The 23,085-nt window shown below is 70.9% G+C and carries 19 protein-coding genes; 6 read left to right on the top strand and 13 right to left on the bottom strand.

Annotation, left to right across the window (positions count from 1 at the left end; genetic code table 11):
• The first annotated feature begins 57 nt into the window (after positions 1-57).
• Positions 58-777 carry a potassium channel family protein gene (locus AS25_RS03345; protein WP_035962299.1) on the top strand — a complete coding sequence of 240 codons (720 nt, stop codon included), beginning with the start codon at positions 58-60 and terminating at the stop codon, positions 775-777.
• Positions 777-1,535 (top strand): potassium channel family protein, encoded by a 759-nt coding sequence (locus AS25_RS03340; RefSeq protein WP_035961442.1) that lies wholly within the window; start codon positions 777-779, stop codon positions 1,533-1,535. The genes AS25_RS03345 and AS25_RS03340 overlap by 1 nt, the downstream gene beginning before the upstream one ends.
• Here AS25_RS03340 and AS25_RS03335 read toward each other — a convergent pair.
• From AS25_RS03335 to dut, 4 genes are all read right to left on the bottom strand, one after another.
• A complete protein-coding gene (locus AS25_RS03335; RefSeq protein ID WP_035961433.1) occupies positions 1,441-2,148 on the bottom strand; it encodes a DUF3159 domain-containing protein in 708 nt (235 codons plus the stop codon). The two genes, AS25_RS03340 and AS25_RS03335, sit on opposite strands and share 95 nt — an antisense overlap.
• Positions 2,145-2,507, bottom strand: a complete 363-nt coding sequence (locus AS25_RS03330; RefSeq protein WP_035961427.1) for a hypothetical protein — start codon at positions 2,505-2,507, stop codon at positions 2,145-2,147. Before AS25_RS03330 ends, AS25_RS03335 begins: the two co-directional genes overlap by 4 nt.
• A gap of 5 nt (positions 2,508-2,512) precedes the next feature.
• Positions 2,513-3,277, bottom strand: a complete 765-nt coding sequence (locus AS25_RS03325; protein ID WP_052160661.1) for a DUF3710 domain-containing protein — start codon at positions 3,275-3,277, stop codon at positions 2,513-2,515.
• An 85-nt stretch (positions 3,278-3,362) separates the two neighbouring features.
• Positions 3,363-3,815, bottom strand: a complete 453-nt coding sequence (dut, locus tag AS25_RS03320; RefSeq protein ID WP_035961419.1) for a dUTP diphosphatase — start codon at positions 3,813-3,815, stop codon at positions 3,363-3,365.
• A gap of 90 nt (positions 3,816-3,905) precedes the next feature.
• Between dut and AS25_RS03315 the strand changes: the two genes are divergently transcribed.
• Positions 3,906-4,457 carry a DUF3093 domain-containing protein gene (locus AS25_RS03315; protein WP_253270456.1) on the top strand — a complete coding sequence of 184 codons (552 nt, stop codon included), beginning with the start codon at positions 3,906-3,908 and terminating at the stop codon, positions 4,455-4,457.
• An 85-nt stretch (positions 4,458-4,542) separates the two neighbouring features.
• Here the strand turns inward: AS25_RS03315 and AS25_RS03310 are convergent, their stop codons facing one another.
• Positions 4,543-4,842, bottom strand: a complete 300-nt coding sequence (locus tag AS25_RS03310; protein ID WP_035961415.1) for a DUF4193 domain-containing protein — start codon at positions 4,840-4,842, stop codon at positions 4,543-4,545.
• A gap of 318 nt (positions 4,843-5,160) precedes the next feature.
• Here AS25_RS03310 and sepH point away from each other — a divergent pair, with 318 nt between their 5' ends.
• Positions 5,161-6,588, top strand: coding sequence for a septation protein SepH (gene sepH / locus AS25_RS03305; RefSeq protein WP_035961411.1), 1,428 nt, complete (start codon positions 5,161-5,163; stop codon positions 6,586-6,588).
• Positions 6,589-7,293: 705 nt separating this feature from the next.
• Here sepH and AS25_RS03295 read toward each other — a convergent pair.
• The 4 genes from AS25_RS03295 to AS25_RS03280 all read right to left on the bottom strand — a co-directional run bounded on the left by AS25_RS03295 (position 7,294) and on the right by AS25_RS03280 (position 13,491).
• On the bottom strand, positions 7,294-8,364 hold the full coding sequence (locus AS25_RS03295; RefSeq protein ID WP_084118004.1) for an alkaline phosphatase family protein: 1,071 nt from the start codon (positions 8,362-8,364) through the stop codon (positions 7,294-7,296).
• Between the two features lie 71 nt (positions 8,365-8,435).
• Complete coding sequence (locus tag AS25_RS03290; RefSeq protein WP_035961403.1) at positions 8,436-9,146, bottom strand: DUF5998 family protein; 711 nt, start codon at positions 9,144-9,146, stop codon at positions 8,436-8,438.
• Between the two features lie 61 nt (positions 9,147-9,207).
• Positions 9,208-10,782, bottom strand: coding sequence for a serine/threonine-protein kinase (locus AS25_RS13715; protein WP_052160660.1), 1,575 nt, complete (start codon positions 10,780-10,782; stop codon positions 9,208-9,210).
• An 18-nt stretch (positions 10,783-10,800) separates the two neighbouring features.
• Positions 10,801-13,491 carry a bifunctional acetate--CoA ligase family protein/GNAT family N-acetyltransferase gene (locus AS25_RS03280; RefSeq protein ID WP_035961401.1) on the bottom strand — a complete coding sequence of 897 codons (2,691 nt, stop codon included), beginning with the start codon at positions 13,489-13,491 and terminating at the stop codon, positions 10,801-10,803.
• Between the two features lie 70 nt (positions 13,492-13,561).
• Between AS25_RS03280 and AS25_RS03275 the strand changes: the two genes are divergently transcribed.
• Positions 13,562-16,102 carry a DNA gyrase/topoisomerase IV subunit A gene (locus AS25_RS03275; RefSeq protein WP_035961399.1) on the top strand — a complete coding sequence of 847 codons (2,541 nt, stop codon included), beginning with the start codon at positions 13,562-13,564 and terminating at the stop codon, positions 16,100-16,102.
• Between the two features lie 166 nt (positions 16,103-16,268).
• Here the strand turns inward: AS25_RS03275 and AS25_RS03270 are convergent, their stop codons facing one another.
• The gene (locus AS25_RS03270) at positions 16,269-18,377 is read right to left on the bottom strand and encodes a DNA gyrase/topoisomerase IV subunit B (protein WP_035961391.1); all 2,109 of its coding nucleotides are present in this window, start codon (positions 18,375-18,377) and stop codon (positions 16,269-16,271) included.
• Between the two features lie 228 nt (positions 18,378-18,605).
• Between AS25_RS03270 and AS25_RS03265 the strand changes: the two genes are divergently transcribed.
• Entirely contained in the window at positions 18,606-18,806 is a 201-nt protein-coding gene (locus AS25_RS03265) for a DUF7455 domain-containing protein (protein WP_035961388.1), read from the top strand.
• A 117-nt stretch (positions 18,807-18,923) separates the two neighbouring features.
• Here the strand turns inward: AS25_RS03265 and AS25_RS03260 are convergent, their stop codons facing one another.
• The 3 genes from AS25_RS03260 to AS25_RS03250 form a co-directional block, all read right to left on the bottom strand.
• On the bottom strand, positions 18,924-19,640 hold the full coding sequence (locus AS25_RS03260) for a ubiquinone/menaquinone biosynthesis methyltransferase (RefSeq protein WP_253270455.1): 717 nt from the start codon (positions 19,638-19,640) through the stop codon (positions 18,924-18,926).
• A gap of 8 nt (positions 19,641-19,648) precedes the next feature.
• Positions 19,649-21,292 (bottom strand): RNA polymerase sigma factor, encoded by a 1,644-nt coding sequence (locus AS25_RS03255; RefSeq protein ID WP_035961386.1) that lies wholly within the window; start codon positions 21,290-21,292, stop codon positions 19,649-19,651.
• A 211-nt stretch (positions 21,293-21,503) separates the two neighbouring features.
• Positions 21,504-22,919 carry a DUF4192 family protein gene (locus tag AS25_RS03250; protein ID WP_035961383.1) on the bottom strand — a complete coding sequence of 472 codons (1,416 nt, stop codon included), beginning with the start codon at positions 22,917-22,919 and terminating at the stop codon, positions 21,504-21,506.
• Positions 22,920-23,085: the final 166 nt, after the last annotated feature.

Genomic DNA, 23,085 nt, shown 5'->3' with positions numbered 1-23,085 from the left:
ACACGCTAGTCCCTCGGCCGGGCCTTGTCCCGTGCCGCGGGCCCTATGCTGTGGCTCATGGCGCATTTCGTGATCATGGGCGTGGGCCGGGTGGGGATCACCCTTGCGCACGCCCTCGAGGACTCAGGGCACACGGTGGCCGTGATCGACCAGGACGACCGGGCGTTCCGCAAACTGCGGCCCTCGTTCAGCGGCAAGAAGGTCACGGGCCACGGTTTCGACCGCGAGGTGCTGCAACGCGCGGGGATCGCGGACGCCTACGCGTTCGCCGCGGTCTCCTCCGGGGACAACTCCAACATCATCGCCGCGCGCGTGGCGCGGGAGACCTTCAAGGTCAAGCACGTGGTCGCCCGGATCTACGACCCCACCCGCGCGGAGTTCTACCAGCGCATGGGCATCCCCACGGTCGCGTCCGTGCGCTGGAGCGCGGACCAGGTGCTGCGCCGCATCCTGCCCGAACACGCCATCACGGGCGACTTCCGCGAGGCCTCGGGCCGCCTGCAGCTCGGGGAACTACCCCTGGACGACGCGTGGTCCGGACTGCACCTGGACCGGATCGAGGAGGCCGCCGGCGTGCGGATCGCGTTCGTGACCCGGTTCGGGGAGGGCATCCTGCCCGCGAGCGACACGAGCTACCAGCAGGGGGACATCGTGCACGCCATGATGCGCGTGGAGGACGTGGAACGCGTGGCCCGGGTACTGTCCCGACCGCCGTCGGACGAGGTCATGGAGGCCGTGGCGCTCGCCGCGACCCCAGGGACGCGGGGGCGTGACTGATGCACGTGGTGATCGTGGGCGGAGGGTCCGTGGGATCCTCGATCGCCCGGGAACTGTTGTCGCACGGCCACGACGTGGTCGTGGTGGACGCCACCGCGGAGGTGATCGGACGCTCCAACCTGCGTGGTGCGCAGTGGGTCGTGGGGGACGCGTGCGATCTCGACGTCCTGCAGCGGGCCCGCGCGGAGGAGGCGGACGTGGTCGTGGCCGCGACCGGTGACGACAAGGCCAACCTGGTCGTCTCGCTGCTCGCGCGCAGTGAGTTCGGGGTGCCCCGCACGGTGGGGCGCGTGAACAACCCCAAGAACGAGTGGCTCTTCGACGACGCGTGGGGCGTGGACGTGGCCGTGTCCACCCCGCGGTTGATGACGGCGCTCGTGGAGGAGGCCGTGGAAGTGGGCGACGTCGTGCGCCTGCTCAGTTTCCAGACCGGTTCGGCCACGCTGTCCGCCTACACGGTGCCCAGGGAGCACCCCGTGGTCGCGAGCACCGTGACCCAGGTGCCGTGGCCGCCGGACGTGGCGCTCGTGGCGATCCTGCGCGACGGCGTGCCCATCGCGCCGTCGGGGGACGACGTCCTGGAGGGCGGGGACGAACTGTTCTTCATCACCACGGCGGAGGGCGAGGACCAGTTGCGGGCCATGTTCACCACGGCCCGGGACGTCAACCTCCAGGCTGCTCGCGGCGAGGGCGGCTCCACAGCCATGCCACCCACAGCACAGCGGCGTACAGCGGGGCCCCCATCACCAACCGCGTGATCCCCAGTACCGTGACGTTCTCCGCGAAGTACAGCGGGATCTGCACGAGCAACCGGGTCGCGAACATCGCGATGAGCAGACCGTTGACCCGTTGGTAGGCGATACGCCGCAGCGGATCGCGCCGCCAGTCCACGGACTCGCCGCGCACGTACCCGAAGACGACGCCCAGCAGCGGCCACCCCACGGCCGCCGAGATGCTCAGCAGCACCAGCGCCACGACGTTGGTGAAGAACCCGGGCACGTAGTAGTCCAGCGCTTGCCCGCCCGCGCGGGCGAACAGCGCGCACACGCCCACACCCATGAGTCCGGCGATCGCCTGGGTCACGGCCTGGCGCTGGGCCAGGCGGAGCACGGTGAAGACCGCGGCCGTGCCGAGTGACGCGATCAGCGCGGTGGCCAGTTGCCCCGTGAGCACCACGCACGCGAGGTACACGAGCCCCGGGAGGATGGATTCGATCACGCCGCGCCACCCGCCCACGGCGCTGAGCACGTCCAGTTGCCCGTTGGCGTCCCTGCGCAGGCCCGACCGGCGCGCGAAGTCCTCGGCGGCGCGTCCCATGCGGTCCCCCGCGCTCTCGGGGGCCGGCTCGCGCGGGTCCGGTGCGTCCGTCATCGCACGGCCTTCTTGGGGGTGATGATCTCGTAGCGCGGATTGTACATGGTGGCCACCCCGTCCGGGAAGCACACCACAGCAAGGCATCGCAGCCGGGTGCCCGCGGTGACCCCGGGGACCACGTGCTGGCCGTGCCACAGCAGTTCCAGGGTGCATGGCTCCGCCCCCGGGTTCGTCACGCGCAGCAACGCCCGGTAGTAGGGCGGCGCGGTCACGGGCGCGATCGTGACCTCCACGACCACGCCCTCCACGACCGCGCGACGCCGCTGCCGCGCCCGGTGCTCCGGGGTCAGGTCCGCCGCGTGGGCCTCGGGTTCGGCGACGACGTCGATCGCGCCCGTGAGCGGGTTGTTGACCACCCGGCTCAGCCGATCTCGGTGATCTCGGGGCCGCGCCGCGGCTCCTGCACCGCGGGGCCCGGCTCGGCCGGGGTCCGGCCCGCGTCGTCGTCCGCGCCGGTCGGCGCGCCGGCGGGGTGCACCTCGGCGTCCTCGGGGATCGTGAGCGGCAACAGGTCACGCGGCGGGTGGGGATCATGGCCGCGGACGACGACGAGCCCGCGCACGGCGTCGTCGAGCACCTCCGCCGTGGGTCCGGGCAGCGCTGCGTCGCCCGTGTAGACGCAGCGCAGGAACCAGCGCGGACCGTCGATGCCGACGAAGCGCGCGAGCCGGAACCCGTCCTCACCGGAGGGCGTGAGCCCCGCGAACCGGGCGTTGACCTGCATGCCCAGGGGGCCGTCGGAGACCGTGGGCTCTCCCCCGTCGCGGCGCAACCCGGCCACGAGCTCCGCGCGCACCTCATCCCACAGACCGGAGGACTTGGGCGCGGTGAAGACCTGCACCTGTACCGAGCCACCCGCGAAGTCCATGTTCACGGCCCGCGGCACCCGGTCGCGCGGATCCAGCTCCAGGCGCACGTTCACGCCCGAGACGGCCTTGAGCAGTACGGCGCCGAGGTCCAGGTACTCGTCGCGCTCACCCGGCAGTTCGCTCTCGTCCCACGGACCGTATGCGCGCGGGTCCTGCGCCTCCTGCTCCGGGGCGGCCTCGGTGGCAGCCGACTCGGTCGTGGACTCGGTCAGTGTCTGCTCCGCGGCCTCGCGGTTGCGCTTCTTACGTCCGAACATCAGTTGCTCCAAGAGTGGGTGGGGAATCTGCGGGGGCGAGGGCCGGCGATCAGCGGGCCCCTATCGAACGGCGGGTCCCGGTCTATCAGCGGGTCCCCGTGGACCCGAAACCGCTCGCCCCGCGCTCGCTGTCGGGGAGTTCGGTGGTGAGCTCGAAGCGGGCGGTGACCACTTCCTGGATCACGAGCTGGGCGATCCGCTCACCGCGGCGCACCGTGTAGCTCTCATGCGGATCCGTGTTGAGCAGGCACACCTTGAGTTCGCCACGGTAGCCGCTGTCCACGGTGCCCGGTGCATTGACCACGGTCAGCCCGTGCTTGGCCGCGAGCCCGGAGCGCGGGTGCACGAGGCCCACGTACCCCGCGGGGATCGCGAGCGCCACCCCGGTGTCCACGAGCGCGCGCCGGCCCGCGCCGAGTTCGACGTCGTGGCGGGCGCGCAGATCCGCCCCGGCGTCACCGGGACGCGCGTAGGCGGGGGCGGGCAGGTCCGGGTCCAACAGGTGCAGGGCCACGGTCACCGCGGCCGACTCGCTCATTTCGGTCACAGTGCCCCACTGTAACGCGCGGGCCCGACGGCGCGGCGCGGACGCGGGCGGCGTCCAGGGGGAATGTGTCAAGGTGGGGGCATGAGTTCCCACCCAGATTCCGGGGCGGCCGCGGCGTCGTCGCCCGCAGAGCACCCGTCCCAGGCCCAGGAGAACGTCCGAGCGGACGTGCAGTACGAGGAGAAACTGACCGTCGCGTGGTGGGTGTGGCTCATCGTGGTCCTCGTGGGCGCCGCCGGATTCGTGGCCGTGGCACCCATCAGCATCGCCGTGGGCGTGATCGTGGCCGTGGTGTTGATGGTCGTGATCGGGCTCGTGCTGCACCTGGGGGCGCCGAGCATCGTGGTCACCGACCAGGACCTGCGCGTGGGCCGGGCGTACATCGAACGGCAGTACGTGGGCGAGGCTCGTCCGCTGGTCGGCGCCGAGGCGCGTGCCGCGCGCGGACCCGACCTGGACGGGCGCGCCTTCATGAACTTCCGTGTCTCGATGCCGGACCTGTGCCGGATCGAGATCGTGGACCCGGTGGACCCCACCCCGTACTGGCTCACCGCGACCCGCCACCCCGAGCGGTTGGCCGAGGCGATCAACGCGGGCTCCCGCTCGGCGGGCGACCGCGGTGACCGGGTCTGACGAGCACGATCACGGACGAACACGAAGACGACGGGCGCTCACCCGAGGGTGAGCGCCCGTCGTCATGCGGTCGCGGGCCCGGGGCTCAGCCCAGGCACTCGTGGCAGTACTTCACGCCGTCGCGCTCCTCGGCGAGCTGCGAACGGTGGCGCACCAGGAAGCACGAGCCACACGTGAACTCGTCGTCCTGGGCCGGGAGCACCACGACGGACAGTTCCTCGTTGGAGAGGTCCGCGCCGGGGAGTTCGAAGCTCTCCGCCGCGGTGGCCTCGTCCTCGTCAACGCTTCCGGACTGATGGTCCGACCGCCGGGACTGGAGCTCCTCGATGGAGTCTTCCTTGAGGTCTTCGTCCTGCTTACGCGGTGCGTCGTAGTCTGTGGCCATGTGTCTATCCGCTCCAACCGGTCTTCACGAAAATCCCTGCGAAAAACGACTCCCGAGGGCTCTGCCCCGGGGCCGTGTCGCGTAGATTGTTCACCATGGGCGCGGAAAAAGCCAGTGGTGACGCCGCGGTTTTCTCGCAGAGCAAGATTTCCACCTCGGGCGGTGGATCCGCTCGTCCGGATGACACACGCGGTGCCCGTGCGGGTGGCCGTTCCGCCGGTCCCGGACGGCGCCCGGGCGTGCCACTAGACTGACGCTACGAGCGCGCCGAGCGCACCCCGGATCGCGTGGTGCCCCCAACGGCGAGGGAAGGACAGCATGGAGCAGTTGCGCCTGGTAGGAGTGCACGACGACGGTGAGCACCTCATCGTGGAGACCCCCGATTCGACCCGGTACCGGCTGAAGATCGACCAGCAATTGCGTCAGACGATCCAGCACGCGCGTCGCAAGCCCCCCGCCCGGGGCCGCGGCGGAGGGTCCTTCGGTCCTCGTGACATCCAGGCCCGCTTCCGCGCCGGCGCGAGCGTCGAGGACGTCGTGGCCGAGTCCGGGTGGGAGGCCGAACGCGTCAAGCGGTACGAGTGGCCCATCCTGGCCGAACGCTCCCACATGGTCGCGGAGGCGTGCCGGGTCACGGTCTCCGGGACCAACCCCTCCCACGACGGCTACCGCTCCGTGTTCGAGGGCGAGCCCCGCACCCTGCGCGAGACCGTGGACGAGCGCGCCGCCGAGCTCGGGGTGGACCGCTCGTCCTTCGACTGGGACGCGTGGTTGCGCGAGGACCAGTTGTGGACCGTGCAGCTGAGCTTCTCCGCGGAGGACGCCTCGCAGGACGCCCCGGACACCCCGGGTCCCGCGCAGTGGAGCTACAACCCCGCGAACCGGACCGTGCGTCCCGAGAACGACTGGGCTCGCGCGCTCGGTCAGGAGCACCAGGAGACCGGCCCGCTCGGCACGGCCGCCCACGCGCTGCCGCCCGCACCCACCGCGCAGTTGCGCCAGTTGCAGCACGAGGCGAGCCAGGCGGACGACCTGCTCGACGTCCTGCAGTCGCGCCGCGGACGGCGGATCGGCTCGGACGAAGCCGGCGACGACCGGCTCGCGGAGATCCTCGGTCGCGGCATGGGCCAGGTGGACCAGCGCCCGCGCCCCATCGACGCCCCGGAGGATTCCACGGTGTTCGACCGGCCCATCCAACCGGCCGCTTCGCAGGTCGCCGAGGCCCAGGCCCTCGCCCAGGACGACGGGATCGAGATCGTGGACGATTCGACCCCCCTCGAGCACGACGACGCCGCCCCTTCCCGGGACGAAGGTGCCCCCGCCGTGCCGTTCGCAAAGGCCTCGCACGACGACTCCCCCGCAGCCTCCCGGAACGAGAACGTCCCCTCCGCCGTCACGGACCCCGAGCCTGCGGAGCCCGTTTCCCAGGATTCCGCACCGGAGGACACCGGGTCGGAGCACCCCGGTTCGGACGAACACGCGGCCACGGAGACCGGAGCGCGCGACACGACGTCGGACAGCGCGTTCGCCGTCGACGCCTCCGGCACCGCCACGGACGTGGCGGACGAGGACGAGCCCGCCGCGCAGGACACCGACGAACCGGCCCGTTCCAATGAAACGGACGCCACGGACGAATCGGGATCGGGCGACCGTCCCGCCCCGGGCCCGCGGGGTCGCACCCCCAAAGCCAAGCGCTCCTCCGTGCCGAGCTGGGACGACATCGTCTTCGGGGCCAACCGGTCCTGACGTCGGCGGTCCGCTCTCACGAGCGGTTGTGCGCGGGGAAGCCGGCACGCGGTAAAGTCACGTGAACGCACCGGGCCTGGGGAGAACATGGTCCGGTCGTGGACACGCACGGGCGATCTCGAGGGAATTTTTGCATGGGCAACTCCATCCAGGACGATTTATTCGGCGACGACACTCAATCCCCCGAAGGCGCCGCGACTCCGGCCCGCTCGGGTGTCCGGCGGTACATGGCCCCCGTCGCGCTCGGTGGTGCGGCCCTGCTCGTCCTGGTGGGTGTGGGGGCCGTGGCCTTCACCGGTCTGTCGGGCTCGTCCGACGACGACCCCGCGAACTTCGCGACCGAGACCCCCACTGTGACCCCCTCCCCCACGCCGAGCGCCACCCCGAGCGCGTCGCCCACGCCGTCGCCGCAGATCACGCCGCTGGTGCCGCCCTCGAGGCCCGCGGAGCAGTACTACGTGCCCGCTCCGCCCCCCGTGGTTCCCGCACCCCCGGTCGCTCCCGCACCGCCCGTCGCGCCGGTACCCCCGGCTCCCACGAGCACACCTCGGCCCGCTCCATCCACGGCTACGCCCGAGCCCACGAAGAGCCAGGCACCGGAACCGACCCGCGCGCCTCGGCCGTCCCAACCACCGGCGCCCACGCGGCCGCCGGCGCCGACCGCCGATCCGGCCCCGACGCAGAATGAAAGCAAGCCCGCGCCGATCACCACACCAGCGCCGGTACGTACCTCTCCCGGTCGGTGAGCGAGCCGTGCTGGCCCACCATGGCCAGGGGCCGGGTCCCCTGTCGGGAGACGTCGTACAGGGCGATGTCCTCGCGGGCCAGCACCCACACGTCGCCCGCCCGTTCGAGCAATCCCTGATCCGGTTCGGGGCCGAAGTACCCGTGCGCCGCGAGGTGCTGCTTGGTGGCCACCCACACGGCATCCCCGTAGTGCGCGCGCCAACGGCTTTCCAGTTCCTCCGGATCGGTGTCCGCGTCCGTGTGCAGTTGCACCGCCCGGGGCTCACCCGCGGTGAGCCGCACCCCGGCCATGAGCTCGGGGACCGCGCTGTAGTCCACGCGGTGCTCGGGGGCCACGTCCACCATGCCGTGGTCCGCGGTGAGGATCACCCGGGTGTTGGCGGGCAATTTGGTCACGAGCCGCTTGAGCGCGGAATCGAGGTCCTCGAGGGAACGTAACCAGTCGTCCGAGCGCCACCCCGCCTTGTGACCGGTCTTGTCCAGCTCGTCCCAGTAGAAGTACACGAGCCCGCGCCTGCCCTCCCGCAGTTGCTCGAGGGTGCGCGCGGTGCGGGCGTACACACCGTGGGCCCCCACGAAACGGCCTCCCCGCAGGACGGCCCTCGTGAGGGCGGAGGACTCGAAGCGCGGTGAGCTCACCGTGACGGCGTCCACGTGCTGCGCGGCACGGTCCAGGACCGTGGGCTCTGGTTGCCAGGCCAGCGGGTCCACGTCCGAGGGCCAATTACCGAGCATGTTCACCACGCGGTCGGAGGCGGGGTCCACGACGTCGTAGCCGAGCATGCCGTGACGCCCCGGTGTGGCTCCGGTGCCCAGGCACGAGAGCGAGACGGACGTGGTCGTGGGGAACGCGGCGTCGAGCTCACCGAGTGACTGGGCCGCGCGCAGGGTGGGCGCGTAGCTCGCCGTCTCCCTCAGCAGGCGCGAACCGAGACCGTCCACGAGCACCACGACGTAGCGTTGCGCCGACGGCAGGCTGAGGGCGTTGCGGAAACCGGGGACGCCCAGGGCCGCGGCCGCGGAACCCATGACCTCCGCGACGCTGCGCGAACCGTAGCGCGGCGCACGCGGCAGCTCCGGGGCGGCGGGATCCTCCACGCTCACGCGTTGCGCCCCGAATCGCGGCCGTTGAACCGGTGCCCGAACCGCGGGCGCGGTGCCGGCGGTTCGGGACGGGCCGCGGTGGGGTGCTGCGGCGGGGACTGCGCGATCTGCGCACCGGAATCCGTCAACGGCGCCACATTGGCCCGGCGCAGCGTGCGCGCGAACTCGCGAGCGCCCTCCACGGCCTCCTGCCCGTCCGCCTCGGAGCTGATGCGCATGACCACGTCCTCGCTCGCGGCGGTGCCCGTGTAGCCGTGGTCCGCCTGGCACTCGGGGTCCTCGCACATCGCGGGATACAGCTCGAGCTGCTGGGTCCCGGTCCAGCTCACGGCCAGGTTCAGCTCCATGATCGCGGTGCCCGGGACGTAGTTCTGCGGCTGGTGGTACGCGTAACTCAGCGTGACCGAGCGGATCTGGGAGATCGGCACGGTCTCGGAGGAGACCCGGGCCACGGTGTCCGAACCGTTCTCGTCGTACTGCTGGTCGTCCACGTGCGTGATGTGCAGGACGTCCTCCGCGAGCACGAGGGCCGTGATGTGCCGGTGCAACTCCGTGTTGGTGAAATGGGTTTCCAACTGCACCAGGTGGGACACCGGGCGCCGCCCGTCCAGGGAGTCCATGACCACGTCCGTGACCAGTTGCGGATAGAAACCGGCCTTCTCGATGTCCTGGACCAGGCGCGATCCATCGGGTGCTGAGTATGTCATGGCGCCATTGTCCTCCACCGCGCCGCCCGGGGCACATTGCGACCCTCCGCCACCCGGCGCCTCACGGGGTCACCACGCACGAGACCGTGCCGTCCTCGAGCTCCGAACAGATCGGGGTCACGTCCGTGGTGGGCGCCGGTTCCGGGTCCCGCGTGGGAGAGATGGTGGGGGCCGGTGTCTGCGCCGGTGACGGATCACCACCCCACTGCGCCAGCACGGGGCCGAGCCACAGGTACCCCGCGGCGAGGGCCAGGAGCGCGAGCGTGAGCGCCAGGACCCACCACGGCCAGCGGACCGCTCGCCGAACGTGCGGCTCCGGTTCGTCCGCCGTGCCACCCGGGTCCACGACGCCGCCGGCTCCCGTGTCACGCCCACCCGCAACCGGGCCGGTCGCGGCACCAACGGCACTGATCCCGGCGGGGTCCGCGCTCGTGAAGCCCGCGGGATCCACGATCGTGATCTCCTCGGACCGGTCCGGGGCACTCGTCCCTCCCGAGGAGCCCACGGGACGCCCTTCGAGCATCGTGGGCGCGTCCTCCACGGGGTTCAGCCGCTCGGTCGTGTCCTGCCCGGCACCGGTTCCGATCACGTGCGGAGCGGTCACCTGGTTCACGGGGGCGAAGGGGCGCAACCGGTCACCGCCACGCTCGGCCATGGGCCGGTGCTCACCCCCGGCGATCGCCTTGCGGTGCACCGCGTGCCACGCGATGGGCGCCTCCGTGGTCCCGCCCGCCCCGGGAGGCAACCGCGCGGCGTCGAGCACCGGGGACAGCTCACGCTCCGTGGTGGGTTCGAGGACGTCGAAGACCTCGAACGGCTCGCCGTCCGCCGTCTCGCTGGGCCGGTCCTGACGCGCGGCCGCCGTGGCCGTGAGACTCGCGAGCAGCTGGTCGGCGGCGCGCGTGCGCTCTGCGGGCACGGTGCTGAGCAGTCCGGCCACGCCCGCGCGCAACAGCGGGGAGCCCTCGAACAGGCCGAGGCGGGCCACGTCCTCCGGGCGTAGGGGGTCGCCACTGAGATCCACCGCGGGCAAAACCATGCGTACCGCCGTGACCCCGGCGGCATAGAGGTCCATGGTGCGGGACGGATTCCCCGGGGCGTACGCCTCGGTCGGCAGGTACCCGGGGGTGCCCACCACGGTGCCGGCGTGGGTGAGGCGGGCATCGGTCACGCGCACGGCGATCCCGAAATCGGCGAGCCGGGCCACGGGGGTCCCCGAGCCCGTGGGTTCGAGCAGCACGTTGGCGGGCTTGACGTCCCGGTGCACCCAGCCGTGTTCGTGGACGAAGCGCAGCGCTCCGAGCAGCTGACACATCAGCTCCTCCGCGAGCCAGTCCGCCACGGGACCGTTGTCCTGCAGCGCGGCCTCGAGGGTGCCCCCGGAGACGAGTTCCATGGCGATGGCCACGTGTTCGTCCTCCGCGGCCCAGCCGTACGGAGCCACGACGTGCGGGTGCTCGAGGTCCACGGACTGTTCCCGCACGAAGCGCAACAGCTCCGCCGAATCACGCTGCCGCAACACCTTGGCCGCGCATTCCCTGCCCCGACGTAGGTCGTGGGCTCGCCACACGGCCCCGCTGCCACCCTCGGCGATGGGTGTCAGCAGTTCGAAGCGCCCGGCAATCGTGTCCCGCACTCGGTTCGCGGTCCCGTGCTAGCCCAGCATGGCGCGCCGGGCGCTGTCCGTGCGTTGTCCCGGGTCCCCGATCTTGACCGCGGCCGAGAGCACCGTGAGGACGGATCCGGAGAGCACGACCGGGTTCAGTTCCAGGAACGCGATCTCGGGGAAGCGGTCCTTGAGGAAGGCCACACGGTTGATCAGCTGTTCCAATCCGGTGGTGTCCACGGGCGGGACGCCCTGGTAGCCGAACAGTTTTCGCGCGGCCTTGGGCGCGCGCACCATACGGGTGATGTCCCGGTCGGTCAGCGGAGGCACGCGGTGGGCCCAGTCGTCCAGCAGGTGGACGGCGTCCCCGGCCATCCCGAAGGACAGGACGGGACCGATCAGCGGGTCCTCCGCGGCGCGCACCACCACGGTCTGCCCCGTGGGCGCCATGGACTGCACCTCGAAGTCGCTTGCGTTCCACCCCGCGAGCGTGCGCTTCATGGTCTCGATCGCGGCACCCAGTTGGTCCGCGTCCGCGATGTTGAGCACCACGCCACCCAGATCCAGGCGGTGGCGCAGGAACGGGTCCGTGGTCTTCAGGGCCACGGGGTAGCCGAGCCGTTCGGCGGCCGCGTACGCGGCCTCCGGGTCGGTGAACCGCACGGACTCGAGCACGCGGATCCCCGCGAGACCCAGCAGCTCGTTGCGTTCGGCGATCCCCAGTTCGTAGAGCGCGTCCCCGCTGATCTTCTCGCGCAGCCGTTCCAGGAACTTCTCGACGCCGTCGGACTCGAAGCCCTCGGGCGGCACCATCACGCCCTGGTCCTGCGAGCGCCAGGTCGTGTAGTCCACGACGCTCGCGAGCGCGCTCAGGGCGGCGCCGGGCGAGTCGAAGCACGGCAGGGCGGCGTCGTCCGCGGTGTGCACGGACGTGGTCATGGCGTCGGGGCCGTGCTGACCCGTGAACACGACCACGGTCGTGCGCCCGGCGTCGCGCGCGGCCCGGGCGACGTCGCTCGCGAGCGCCGCGGTGTCCAGACCGGGCACGGGCATGAGGACGAGCACGACGCTGTCAATCCCGTCCGACGAGAGCTGAGCGCGCACGGCGTCCAGGACGGCCTCGTGGGCCCGCTCGGGCCCGTTGGAGGTGTCCACGGTGCCGTCCACGACGGCGGGGTCGAGCCGTAGGCGCAGGGCCGTGTCCTCGGCGAGCTGCGCGAGCGCGAGCGCGTTCGAGACCACGGCCACGCGCGGGGAGGCGGGCAGCGGCTGGCTCTCGGTGATCGCGGCGATGTCGAGCAACTGCTCGGCCGTGGTCGCGCGGATCACCCCGGCCTGACGGAACATGGCGTCGAGCGCGCCGGCCGGGGCCTGGGTGACCCGGCCCGTGTGGCCCGGCGGCAGCCGTAGGCCGGTGACCTCGGACTTCGCGACGATCACGGGCTTGCTCAGCGAGAGCCTGCGCGCGATGCGCGAGAACTTGCGCGGGTTGCCCACCGACTGCAGGTAGAGACCGCACACCGTGGTGGCGGGGTCGTCCTCCCAGTACTGCATGAGGTCGTTACCGGAGACGTCCGCACGGTTTCCGGCCGAGAGGTAGCTGGACATCCCCACGCCGTGGCGCTGCGCGGCACCGTAGAGCATGGTGCCGATCGCCCCGGACTGGGAGAACAGTCCCAGTCCGCCGCGGCGCGGCAACTCGGGCAGCACGGATGCGTTGAGCGAGACCTCCGGATCGGTCGTGAACAGGCCCAGGCTCGCGGGGCCCACCACGCGCATCCCCGCGGCGCGCGCGATGCGCACCAGGCGGCGTTGGGCGGCCGCGCCCTCCGCACCGTCCTCGGCGTAACCGCCCGTCATCACGACGACGGCGCGCACTCCGGCCCTGCCGCACTGCGTCACCGTCTCCTCCACGGATTCGCGCGGCACCGCGATCACCGCGAGGTCCACGGTGCCCTCGATCTCGTCGAGGGAGGAGACGAAGTGCAGCCCGTCGCGCTCGTACGGGGAATGACCCACGCCGTAGAGCGTGCCGGTGTAGCCGCCCGTGAGGATGCCCTCGACCGCGTGGAACCCGGCATGGTCCCGGTTCGCGGACGCCCCCACGACCGCCACGGTGGCCGGTGTCAGCAGGTCCGTGATGGACCGGGCCTCCGCGCGGTGCTCGCGCGCGGCCATCACCGCGAGAGACTTCTCGGTGGGGTCGATGTCGAAGTCCACGACCACCACGCCGTCCTCGAACTGGCGGGAGACGTCGTACCCGGCCTCCACGAAGACGTGGAGCATCTTGCGGTTCTCGGGCAGCACCTCCGCGGTGAAATGGTCGATCCCGTTCTCCCGGGCGGCCGCGGCCAAGTGCTCCAACAGGATGGACCCGATCCCCCGGCCCTGGTGGTGGTCGGAGATCATGAACGCGACCTCCGCCGAACGCTGCGTGGTGCGGTCGTAGCGGCCCACACCGATCATCCGCTCCCCCAGGATCAGCACGAAGCACACGCGGTCCCGGTGGTCCACCGTGGAGAAGCGATCCAGCTCGCGCTGGGACAGGGTCGGTTTGTAGGAGAAGAACCGCAGGTAGATGCTGTCCTCGGACTGCCCCGAGTGGAACTGCTGGAGCAGGTCCTGGTCCTCGGGGCTGATGGGGCGAAGGTGCGCGGTGGCGCCGTCGCGCAGGATGACGTCCGCCTCCCAGTACTCGGGGTAGGCCTGCTGCTGCGCGGCGTCGTCGGTGGTACCCATAGACTTCAGAGTAGCCAACCGCCTGCTCCGGTCACAGGAGCACGCCCCGATTTCAAGGAGTTACCCCTCGATGGCTCGTCGCCGCTCAGCCACGCGTTCCCCCCAGGACGAACTGCCCAAGGACTTCACCGAGCACATCGTGGACGTGGACGTCACGCAGGAGATGGAGACGAGCTTCCTGGAGTACTCCTACTCCGTGATCTACTCCCGTGCCCTGCCGGATGCCCGGGACGGCCTGAAGCCCGTGCAGCGGCGGATCCTGTTCATGATGGACCAGATGGGCCTGCGCCCGGACCGCGGCCACGTCAAGAGTGCGCGCGTGGTCGGCGAGGTCATGGGCAAGCTGCACCCCCACGGGGACGCCGCGATCTACGACGCCATGGTCCGCATGGCACAGTCCTTCGCGATGCGCGTGCCGCTCGTGGACGGGCACGGCAACTTCGGTTCGCTCGACGACGGTCCGGCGGCCCCGCGCTACACGGAGGCTCGGATGGCCCCGGCCGCGCGCACGCTCACCGGGGACCTCGACGAGGACGTCGTGGACTTCGTGCCCAACTACGACAACCAGTTCCAACAGCCCGCGGTGCTGCCCGCGGCCTACCCCAACTTGCTCGTCAACGGCGCCACGGGGATCGCGGTGGGCATGGCCACGAACATGGCACCGCACAACATGCGCGAGGTCGCGGCGGGGGCCCGGCACCTGATCCTGAACCCCGAGGCCACGCTCGAGGAACTGATGCGGTTCATCCCCGGTCCGGACCTGCCCTCGGGCGGGCGGATCGTGGGCCTCGAGGGCGTGCGGGACGCCTACCGCACCGGACGGGGGTCCTTCCGCACCCGCGCCACGGTCTCCGTGGAACAGGTCTCGCCCCGCAAGCAGGGCATCGTGGTGACCGAACTGCCGTACATGGTGGGCCCCGAGAAGGTCACCGAGAAGATCAAGGACGCGGTCCAGGCCAAGAAGCTCGCGGGGATCTCCGACGTCGTGGACCTCACCGACCGCACCAACGGGCTGCGCCTGGTCATCGAGCTGAAGAACGGGTTCAACCCGCAGGCCGTGCTCGCCCAGCTGTACAAGCACACTCCGCTGGAGGAGTCCTTCGGGATCAACAACGTGGCCCTCGTGGAGGGTCAGCCGCGCACCATGGGCTTGCTCGAGCTCTTGCGGGTCTACACCGACCACCGGATCAGTGTGGTGCGCCGGCGCACCGCGTTCCGCCTGGCCAAGCGGCAGAACCGGCTGCACCTCGTGGAGGGCTTGCTGATCGCGATCCTCGACATCGACGAGGTCATCCAGATCATCCGCTCCTCCGAGGAGACCGCCGAGGCCCGGGACCGGTTGATCGCGGTCTTCGACCTCTCCCGCGCACAGTCGGAGCACATCCTGGAGCTGCGGTTGCGGCAGCTGACCAAGTTCTCCCGGATCGAGCTCGAGGCCGAGCGGGACACCCTGCAGCGGGAGATCGCCGAGCTCGAGGCGATCCTGGGCTCGGAGACCACGCTGCGCGGCGTCGTCGCGGACGAGCTGTCCGAGACCGCGGAGAAGTTCGGGGACGACCGGCGCACCGTGCTGCTCGAGGCCGAGGACCTGCCCGCGATCACCGCGGAGAACGCGCGCGGGAAGAAGAACGCGGCGCCGTCCGTGGCGCTCGAGATCAGCGACGACCCGTGCTGGGTGTTCCTGTCCACGACCGGGCGCATCGCCCGCAGCGCCGTGCGCGCACCCCTGGCGGACGGTTCCCGGCGGTTCAAGCACGACGCCCTGACGAGCGTGGTCCCCTCGACGGCGCGCGGGGAGATCGCGGCGATCACGTCCACGGGCCGGATGCTGCGCGTCTCGTGCGTGGACGTCCCCGTGCTGCAGGAGTTCGACGGCGTTCCCCGCCTCGCGGACGGCGTCCCCGCCGCGGACTTCCTGGGTCTCGACAAGAACGAGACGCTCGTGGGGCTGGTACCCATCAATGCGGTCTTCGCGATCGGGACCTCGGACGGCGTGGTCAAGCGCGTGAACCCCGACTACCCGCTGAACCTGGACCAGTGGCCCGCGATCAAGCTCAAGGACGGGGACTCCGTGGTGGGCGTGGGCGCCGCGCCGGACAGCGCGGAACTCGTCATGGTGTCCTCGGACGCCAAGCTGCTGCACTTCCCCGCGGCCACGGTGCGCCCGCAGGGCCGTACCGCCGGTGGTGTGGCGGGGATGAAACTCGTGGCGGGTGAACACGTGATCTTCTTCGGTGCCGTGGCCCCGAGTGACGCCACCGTGGTGGTGACCCAGGCCCGCAGCGACGGTCAGCTGCCCGAGATGGGCGAGGCGTCCGTGAAGGTCACACCGTTCGCGGAGTTCCCCGCCAAGGGCCGCGCGACCGCGGGTGTGCGGGCCCAGCGATTGCTAACGGGTGAGACCGGGTTGACCCTGGCGTGGGTCGGCCACGGGCCGGGCAAGGCGGTGTCCACGGCGGGCGTCGCGCGGTCCCTGCCGGTGGAGTACGGGCGCCGGGACGGTTCCGGGGTGGGCATCGACCGCGCGGTCGCAGCCGTGGGACCCGCGCTCGGAGGTCTACCCGTGCCGGGGACCACGACGGATGGGGAGTCAGCCGCGGACGGCGAATGACCCGGGGACCGAACGCCGGCGGCGTCGGGTGAACCGGGCACGGTGGGCAACCCACCCGCGGACCGGGCCCCGGCGCCGTCGCCCGCGGACGACCGACCGTCCGGGGCGCGCGCCGCCCGGCGCGCGCCCCGGCGGCGCGGCTGCCCGAGCACACCATCTGAGGCGCTCAGGCGTCGATCTGCTCCTGGTTGAGCTGGGCGGCACCGGCCACGATGAAGTCCTTGCGCGGGGCCACCTGCGAGCCCATGAGCAGGGAGAACGCGCGCTCGGCGGCCTCGGCGTCGGACACGCGCACGCGCCGCAGGACACGGTGGCGGATGTCCATCGTGGTCTCCGCGAGCTGATCGGCGTCCATCTCCCCCAGGCCCTTGTAGCGCTGGATGGGCTCCTTGTACCGACGGTCCTGCTCCTCGAGGCTGCCCAGCAGCGTGTCGAGTTCGCGCTCCGAATACGTGTAGACCATCTCGTTGGGCTTGGAGCCCGGGTTGACGATCTGCACCCGGTGCAGCGGGGGCACCGCGGCGTAGACCCGCCCGGCCTCCACGAGCGGGCGCATGTAGCGGTAGAAGAGCGTGAGCAACAGGGTGCGGATGTGGGCGCCGTCCACGTCCGCGTCCGTCATCATGATGACCTTGCCGTAGCGGGCGGCGTCCAGGTCGAAGCTGCGACCCGACCCGGCCCCGATCACCTGGATCAGGGCCGCGCACTCGGCGTTCGCGAGCATGTCCGTGATCGAGGCCTTCTGCACGTTCAGGATCTTGCCGCGGATCGGCAGCAGCGCCTGGTAGTTGGAGTTGCGGGCGAGCCGGGCGGTGCCGAGCGCGGAGTCGCCCTCCACGATGAACAGCTCGGAACGGCCCACGTCCGCGGAGCGGCACTCCACGAGCTTGGTGGGCATCGACGACGTCTCGAGCGCGTTCTTGCGCCGCTGGGTCTCCTTGTGCACCCGGGCCGAGATCCGGGACTTCATCTCCGCGACGACCTTCTCGAGCAGCTGACCGGCCTGGGCCTTGTCGTCGCGCTTCTTGGAGGTCAGCTGCTTGGTGAGCTCCGCCTCCACGACCTTGGCGACGATCTGGCGCACCGCGGGGGTGCCCAGCACCTCCTTGGTCTGCCCCTCGAACTGGGGTTCGGCCAGCCGCACCGTGAGCACCGCGGTGAGCCCGGCCAGGACGTCGTCCTTCTCGAGCTTGTCGTTACCCGCCTTGAGCTTGCGGGAGTTGGTCTCCACCTGCTTGCGCAGGGTCTTGAGCAGCGCGGTCTCGAAACCGCTCAAGTGGGTGCCACCCTTGGGCGTGGCGATGATGTTGACGAACGAGCGCACCGTGGTGTCGTACCCCACGCCCCAGCGCAGGGCCACGTCCACCTCGCAGGTGCGATCCACGTCGGTGAGCCGGGCATGGCCGGACTCGTCCAGCACGGGGACCCGCTCGGTGAAACTGCCCTGCCCCTGCAGCCGCCACACGTCGGTGACGGGAGCGTCCGCGGCGAGGAACTCCGCGAACTCGGAGATCCCGCCGTCGTACTGGAAGACCTCCTCCACGGGACCGTCCGCGCCCGGGGTGCCCGGCAGGCGGCGTTCGTCCTGGACGGTGATCTTCAGCCCGGGGATCAGGAACGCGGTCTGGCGGGCGCGGCGCACGAGTTCCTCGGTCGAGAAGCGCGCGTCCGGGGTGAAGATCTGGTCGTCGGCCCAGTAGCGGATCCGCGTACCCGTGACCCCGCGCTTGGCCTTACCCACGACCTGTAGCCGCGAATCGGTCGTGAACGCCTCGAACGGTGCACTCGGGGACGGCGCCCCCTTGTCCGTGAACGTCCCGGGCTCACCGCGCTTGAACGACATCTGGTACGTCTTGCCGCCACGGTCCACCTGCACGTCCAGGCGCGCGGACAGCGCATTGACCACCGAAGCACCCACGCCGTGCAGCCCGCCCGACGCCGTGTACGACCCGCCGCCGAACTTGCCGCCGGCGTGCAGTTTGGTGAACACGACCTCCACGCCCGTGAGGCCCGTGCGGGGTTCGGTGTCGATGGGGATGCCGCGACCGTCGTCATGGACCTCCACGCAGCCGTCCCGGTGCAGGATCACCGTGATGTCCTGGCCGTACCCCGCGAGCGCCTCGTCCACGGAGTTGTCGATGATCTCCCACAGGCAGTGCATCAGACCGCGCGAGTCCGTGGAGCCGATGTACATGCCCGGGCGTTTGCGTACCGCCTCGAGGCCCTCCAGGACGGAGAGGTGGCGGGCGTTGTATTCGGAACGGGACGGTGTCACGGTGGTGCTACTCCGGGGTTCGGGGGCGGCCCGCGGGCGGTGCGGGACCTTCCCACTGTAGTCGGCACCCGGGGTTTGTGCGCGGTGGGCGAAACAGGGCCTTCGTGGGAAGCATTGTCCGCGCGCGTGGGTTGTACTGGTACGTGCGATCGGGGCGTGACACCCCCGGTGGCCGTGCGGCGGCTCAGATGAGCGCCGTCGCATTCCGTACCCCGTGAGGAGGATCCCATGAACGCGACACTCGAAGCGCGTGAACTCAACGCGACCCACCGTTGCGACGCCTGCGGTGCCCAGGCATACGTGCGCGTGGTCCTCGAATCCACCGGTGGCGAGCTGCTGTTCTGCGCCCACCACGCTCGTGCGAACGAGGAGAAGCTGCGCCCGTTGGCCGCCACGTGGCAGGACGAGACGCAGCACATCGGCGCCTGATCGACAGGCCCACCCCGCGGCGTCCCGGTCCCCCGCCGGAACGCCCGGACACGAAGGAAGGCGCGCATCCTCGGATGCGCGCCTTCCTTGTCATGTGTCCTTCATGTCATGTGTCCCTCACGGGCCGGGCTTGCGGCCCCACAGGATCACGTTGGTGCCCAGGTACTTGGTCTCGAAGTCCACGTCCGTGAACCCGGCCTCGCGCATGAGCTGCGCGACCTGCGCGGGCTGCATGAATCCGAGGGTGGAGCTCTCCAGGTAGGAGTAGGCGTCCTTGTCCTTGGCGACCACCCGTCCCAACAGCGGCAGCACGATCCGCATCCCCGCGGTGACCGCGAGCTTGAGCAGCCCCCGGGGCGGTGCCGTCTCCAGGACGACCACCCGCCCCCCGGGCGTGAGCACACGGAACTGTTCGCTCAGCACGCGCGGGACGTCGCTCACGTTGCGCAGCAGGTAACCATGGGTCACCGCGTCGAACGATTCATTCGGGTACTCCAACGAGTGGGCGTCCGCGAACTCCCACGTGATGCCGTCCGCGCCGGGCTTCGTGCGGGCGCGCTCGAGCATGTTCTCGGAGAAATCCACCGCCGTGATCTCGGCGCGGGGTTCACGACGCCGCGCGGCCAGCGCGATCTCCCCCGTGCCCGTGGCGATGTCCAGCAGCCGGCCGTACGGCGTCACGGCCGCCCGCTGGGCCACCTCGCGGCACCACTGGGCGTGCCGACCCAGGGTCATCAGCGTGTTGATCCGGTCGTAGGAGTCCGTGATCCGGTCGAAGATGCCCTGGACCTTCGTGTCCCGTTCGGTCATGGAGTGCTTACCGTTCTTGTTCACCGAGGACATCAGTCCAGGTAGTCCCGCAGCACCTGCGAGCGGGACGGGTGACGCAGCTTGGACATGGTCTTGGACTCTATCTGGCGAATCCGCTCACGGGTGACGCCGTAGACCTTCCCGATTTCGTCCAGGGTCTTGGGCTGACCGTCCGTGAGCCCGAAGCGCATGGCCACCACACCGGCCTCGCGTTCGGAGAGCGTGTCCAACACCGAGTGCAGCTGCTCCTGCAGCAGCGTGAAGGACACGGCGTCCGCGGGGACCACGGCCTCGGAGTCCTCGATCAGGTCGCCGAACTCGGAGTCACCGTCCTCGCCGAGCGGCGTGTGCAGCGAAATGGGTTCGCGGCCGTACTTCTGGACCTCCACGACCTTCTCGGGGGTCATGTCGAGCTCGTTGGCGAGCTCCTCCGGGGTGGGTTCGCGCCCCAGGTCCTGCAGCATCTGACGCTGCACGCGGGCCAGCTTGTTGATGACCTCGACCATGTGCACCGGGATGCGGATGGTGCGGGCCTGGTCCGCCATGGCGCGGGTGATGGCCTGGCGGATCCACCACGTGGCGTACGTGGAGAACTTGAAGCCCTTGGTGTAGTCGAACTTCTCGACCGCGCGGATCAGGCCCAGGTTGCCCTCCTGGATCAGGTCCAGGAACAGCATGCCGCGGCCCGTGTAGCGCTTGGCCAGAGACACCACGAGGCGCAGGTTGGCCTCGAGCAGGTGGTTCTTGGCGCGGCGACCGTCGTGGATCACCCAGCGGTAGGCGCGGCGGGTGTCCGCGTCCATGGAGTCCTGTTCGTCCGCGAACTTGTGCTCGGCGTACAGCCCGGCCTCGATGCGCAGGGCCAGGTCCACCTCCTGCTCCGCATTGAGCAGCGCGACCTTACCGATCTGCTTGAGGTAGTCCTTGACGGGGTCCGCGGTGGCACCGGCGACGACCACCTGCTGGGCGGGAGCGTCGTCGTCGTCGTTGTTGGTCAGCACGAAGCCGCGCGCGCTCTTGTCCTGGCGGCCCTTCATGAGCGGGGCCGATTCCTCGACGGAGGCCTGCTGGGACTCCTGGGTGTCCTCGTCCTCGAGGTCCTCCGGGGTGTCCTCGGGCACCAACTCGTCCTCGGCGAGCGCCTCCTCGACGGGATCCGCCTTCTTCCGACCGCGCCCTCCCGCGGGGGCCTTGGCGGCGGGCTTCGCGGCGGTCTTGGTGGCCTTGCGGGTGCCCGTGGACTTGGCGGTGCCCTCCGCGGAGTCCGCGGTGGTCTTGGTGCCGGTCGTGGACTTGGTCGCCGCGGTCTTGGTCGCGGCCGTCTTCTTGGCGGCGGTCTTCCGGGGCGCGGTCTTGCGGGTGGCGGTCTTCTTCGCCGCGGGCGCGGCGGTCTCCGCGGCGGTGTCCGTCTCGTTCGACGCCGCATCCGATGCGGCGGCGGTGGCCTGCGACGACGCCGCGGCGGTTCCCCGCGTGGCGGGAGCGGTCTTCTTGGCGGCGGTGCTCTTGCGCGCCACGGTCTTCTTGGCCGCGGTGGCCTTCTTCGCGGCGGGCTTCTTGGCGGCGCCACTCGTGCTAGCGCCGCCCGTGCCTGCCTGAGAAGTGGTCTCAGCGGGGTCCGTCTGCGCCGTGGAGGCCTGAGAAGCGGACGCGGTCTTGCTGGCAGCTGGTGACACGGAGAACCTTTCGTTGGACAGATCTACGGGTGCGCACCGCATCAGCGGCCAATACACCTATGACCCTGTCAAGTCCGGCGTAGTGACACGGGGTCCCGCCGAGACTCTGAGGGTCTTATTCGCCCTAACACCGGCCTTTCGCAGTTTGTTCCCGCACCCCGTGAAAAGTTTTCGTCCGCTCCCCGTGACCTCTTCCGAGGCGCCCCTGCCTTCACCCATGGTCCGAGGCACCGCGTTCCCACGCGCCCCGGCCCGGCCACGCGGTGCGACGGTCCACGCACCACCACGGCGTGGGCTGGCGCCGCAACCGGTGCGCCACGTCGGCCGCCGCGGAACGGCCGGGCATCACCGGTCGTCCGGCCCCTGCGGCACCCTCCCGCTCAGCGCAGCGTGCGAGCAACCGCGACGCCGTGTGGGCGCGACCCCTGTACACCTCGAGCTGCGCCAAGGTGGCCACGACGCTCGCGGCAACCGCGGTCAAGGGTCGCCGGTCACTCGAGGGCTCTTGGTCAGCTAACGGCTCTTGGTCACTTGACACCCCTCGGTCGCCCGCCGCCTCCCGAGAGCCCGCTGCGACCTCGGCGGGGTCGGCGAGCGGGTCGCATCCCGCACCCAGGATCCCGTCCAACACCTGCAACACCCGGTACGCACTGTCCAGGGTGTCCCAGTCCGGCGGGCCGTCCCATTCCCCGGCCACCGCGACCATGCAGCGCAGGGCCTCGTCGATCTCGTCCTCCGAGGGCTCGGACCTCGAGGTGCCGCCGCCCAATCGCACCATGGCGGCCCGCAACCCTGCGAGCGCCGCCGCGGCCCGAGCGGTGCTACCGCTCAACCAGGCGTACAGCAGCGCGTCCCGGGCGAGGTCGTCGTGCACCCCCTCGATCAGCAGCGCGAGATGCCCGTCCGACAGACCCAGGACGGCATCCACCCAGTGCTGCCTGTCCGCCTGGACGCAACGCACCGCGCGGTGCCACGCCGTCAACGGATGCCGCAGATCGGGGTCGATGGTGGGCGGCGTCGAACCCGGCACCGTGGCCCGCGCAGGTGCGGGATCGCCGTCGTCCGTACGCAGTCGCTCCCACGCACGCGTGACATCCGGTGCCCTCCGGGCGAACCGGTGCCGCCACCGCGGATCGTGCTCGGGCGCATCCGGTTCGGCAGCGCTACCCAGCGCGATCATCTGGGCGTTGACCGCGCTGTCCCGGATCAGCTCGACGGGCAGCGCTCGGTCCGGTTCCGCGAGGTCCCACCAGTGTTGCGGACCCACAACCAGGGTGCGTAAAACGGTGAGTCCCGCCCGTTCCACGGCGCACTCCCACCGGGCCGCGGCCACGGCCTCTCGATCCACCCCGCCTTCGAGGGCATGGTCCGAGTACACCGTCACGACCACCTCCCCGCAGTGACGCACACGCGCGAGGACCTCGGCGAGCTCCGCACCGAGCTCGTACGGATCGGTGTCCTCGGTGGGTGAGTTCATGCTCAGGCACAGGGCGCTGGCGCCGGCCACGGGGAAGAACAGCACCGAGGTGTTACGGGGCTGGCGACCCACCTGATGGGGGATCAGCGCGAGGAGGTCCTCGGTGCTGCGGATGCGAACGGTGTCGGCGGCTTCATGGGAAACGGTCATGGCGCCACCCTGGCGACCGGACGCCCCTCGGTGGGGTCGGTCCGCGCGCATGTGCACGAGCGCGCTTCCGACGCACCCCGGGGTGGTGCTGTGGAGGGCGCTCGCCGCGGTGGGCGGAATGGGTGCCGCCTACGGTGGAGCGGAGAGGCGGGGCGAGCCGGTGCCG

Source organism: Kocuria marina, from assembly GCF_000786655.1.
GTDB classification, from domain to species: Bacteria; Actinomycetota; Actinomycetes; order Actinomycetales; family Micrococcaceae; genus Kocuria; species Kocuria marina_A.
Note: the sequence above shows the minus strand (reverse complement) of the source record. Positions and strands in the feature narration are given on the sequence as shown.

Excerpts from the sequence above, each read along its gene's own strand:
- AS25_RS03345 (WP_035962299.1), top strand. The coding sequence starts at position 58 with ATGGCGCATTTCGTGATCATGGGCGTGGGCCGGGTGGGGATCACCCTT.
- AS25_RS03340 (WP_035961442.1), top strand. The coding sequence starts at position 777 with ATGCACGTGGTGATCGTGGGCGGAGGGTCCGTGGGATCCTCGATCGCC.
- AS25_RS03335 (WP_035961433.1), bottom strand. The coding sequence starts at position 2,148 with ATGACGGACGCACCGGACCCGCGCGAGCCGGCCCCCGAGAGCGCGGGG.
- AS25_RS03325 (WP_052160661.1), bottom strand. The coding sequence starts at position 3,277 with ATGTTCGGACGTAAGAAGCGCAACCGCGAGGCCGCGGAGCAGACACTG.
- dut (WP_035961419.1), bottom strand. The coding sequence starts at position 3,815 with ATGAGCGAGTCGGCCGCGGTGACCGTGGCCCTGCACCTGTTGGACCCG.
- AS25_RS03315 (WP_253270456.1), top strand. The coding sequence starts at position 3,906 with ATGAGTTCCCACCCAGATTCCGGGGCGGCCGCGGCGTCGTCGCCCGCA.
- AS25_RS03310 (WP_035961415.1), bottom strand. The coding sequence starts at position 4,842 with ATGGCCACAGACTACGACGCACCGCGTAAGCAGGACGAAGACCTCAAG.
- sepH (WP_035961411.1), top strand. The coding sequence starts at position 5,161 with ATGGAGCAGTTGCGCCTGGTAGGAGTGCACGACGACGGTGAGCACCTC.
- AS25_RS03295 (WP_084118004.1), bottom strand. The coding sequence starts at position 8,364 with ATGGGTTCCGCGGCCGCGGCCCTGGGCGTCCCCGGTTTCCGCAACGCC.
- AS25_RS03290 (WP_035961403.1), bottom strand. The coding sequence starts at position 9,146 with ATGACATACTCAGCACCCGATGGATCGCGCCTGGTCCAGGACATCGAG.
- AS25_RS03280 (WP_035961401.1), bottom strand. The coding sequence starts at position 13,491 with ATGGGTACCACCGACGACGCCGCGCAGCAGCAGGCCTACCCCGAGTAC.
- AS25_RS03275 (WP_035961399.1), top strand. The coding sequence starts at position 13,562 with ATGGCTCGTCGCCGCTCAGCCACGCGTTCCCCCCAGGACGAACTGCCC.
- AS25_RS03265 (WP_035961388.1), top strand. The coding sequence starts at position 18,606 with ATGAACGCGACACTCGAAGCGCGTGAACTCAACGCGACCCACCGTTGC.
- AS25_RS03250 (WP_035961383.1), bottom strand. The coding sequence starts at position 22,919 with ATGACCGTTTCCCATGAAGCCGCCGACACCGTTCGCATCCGCAGCACC.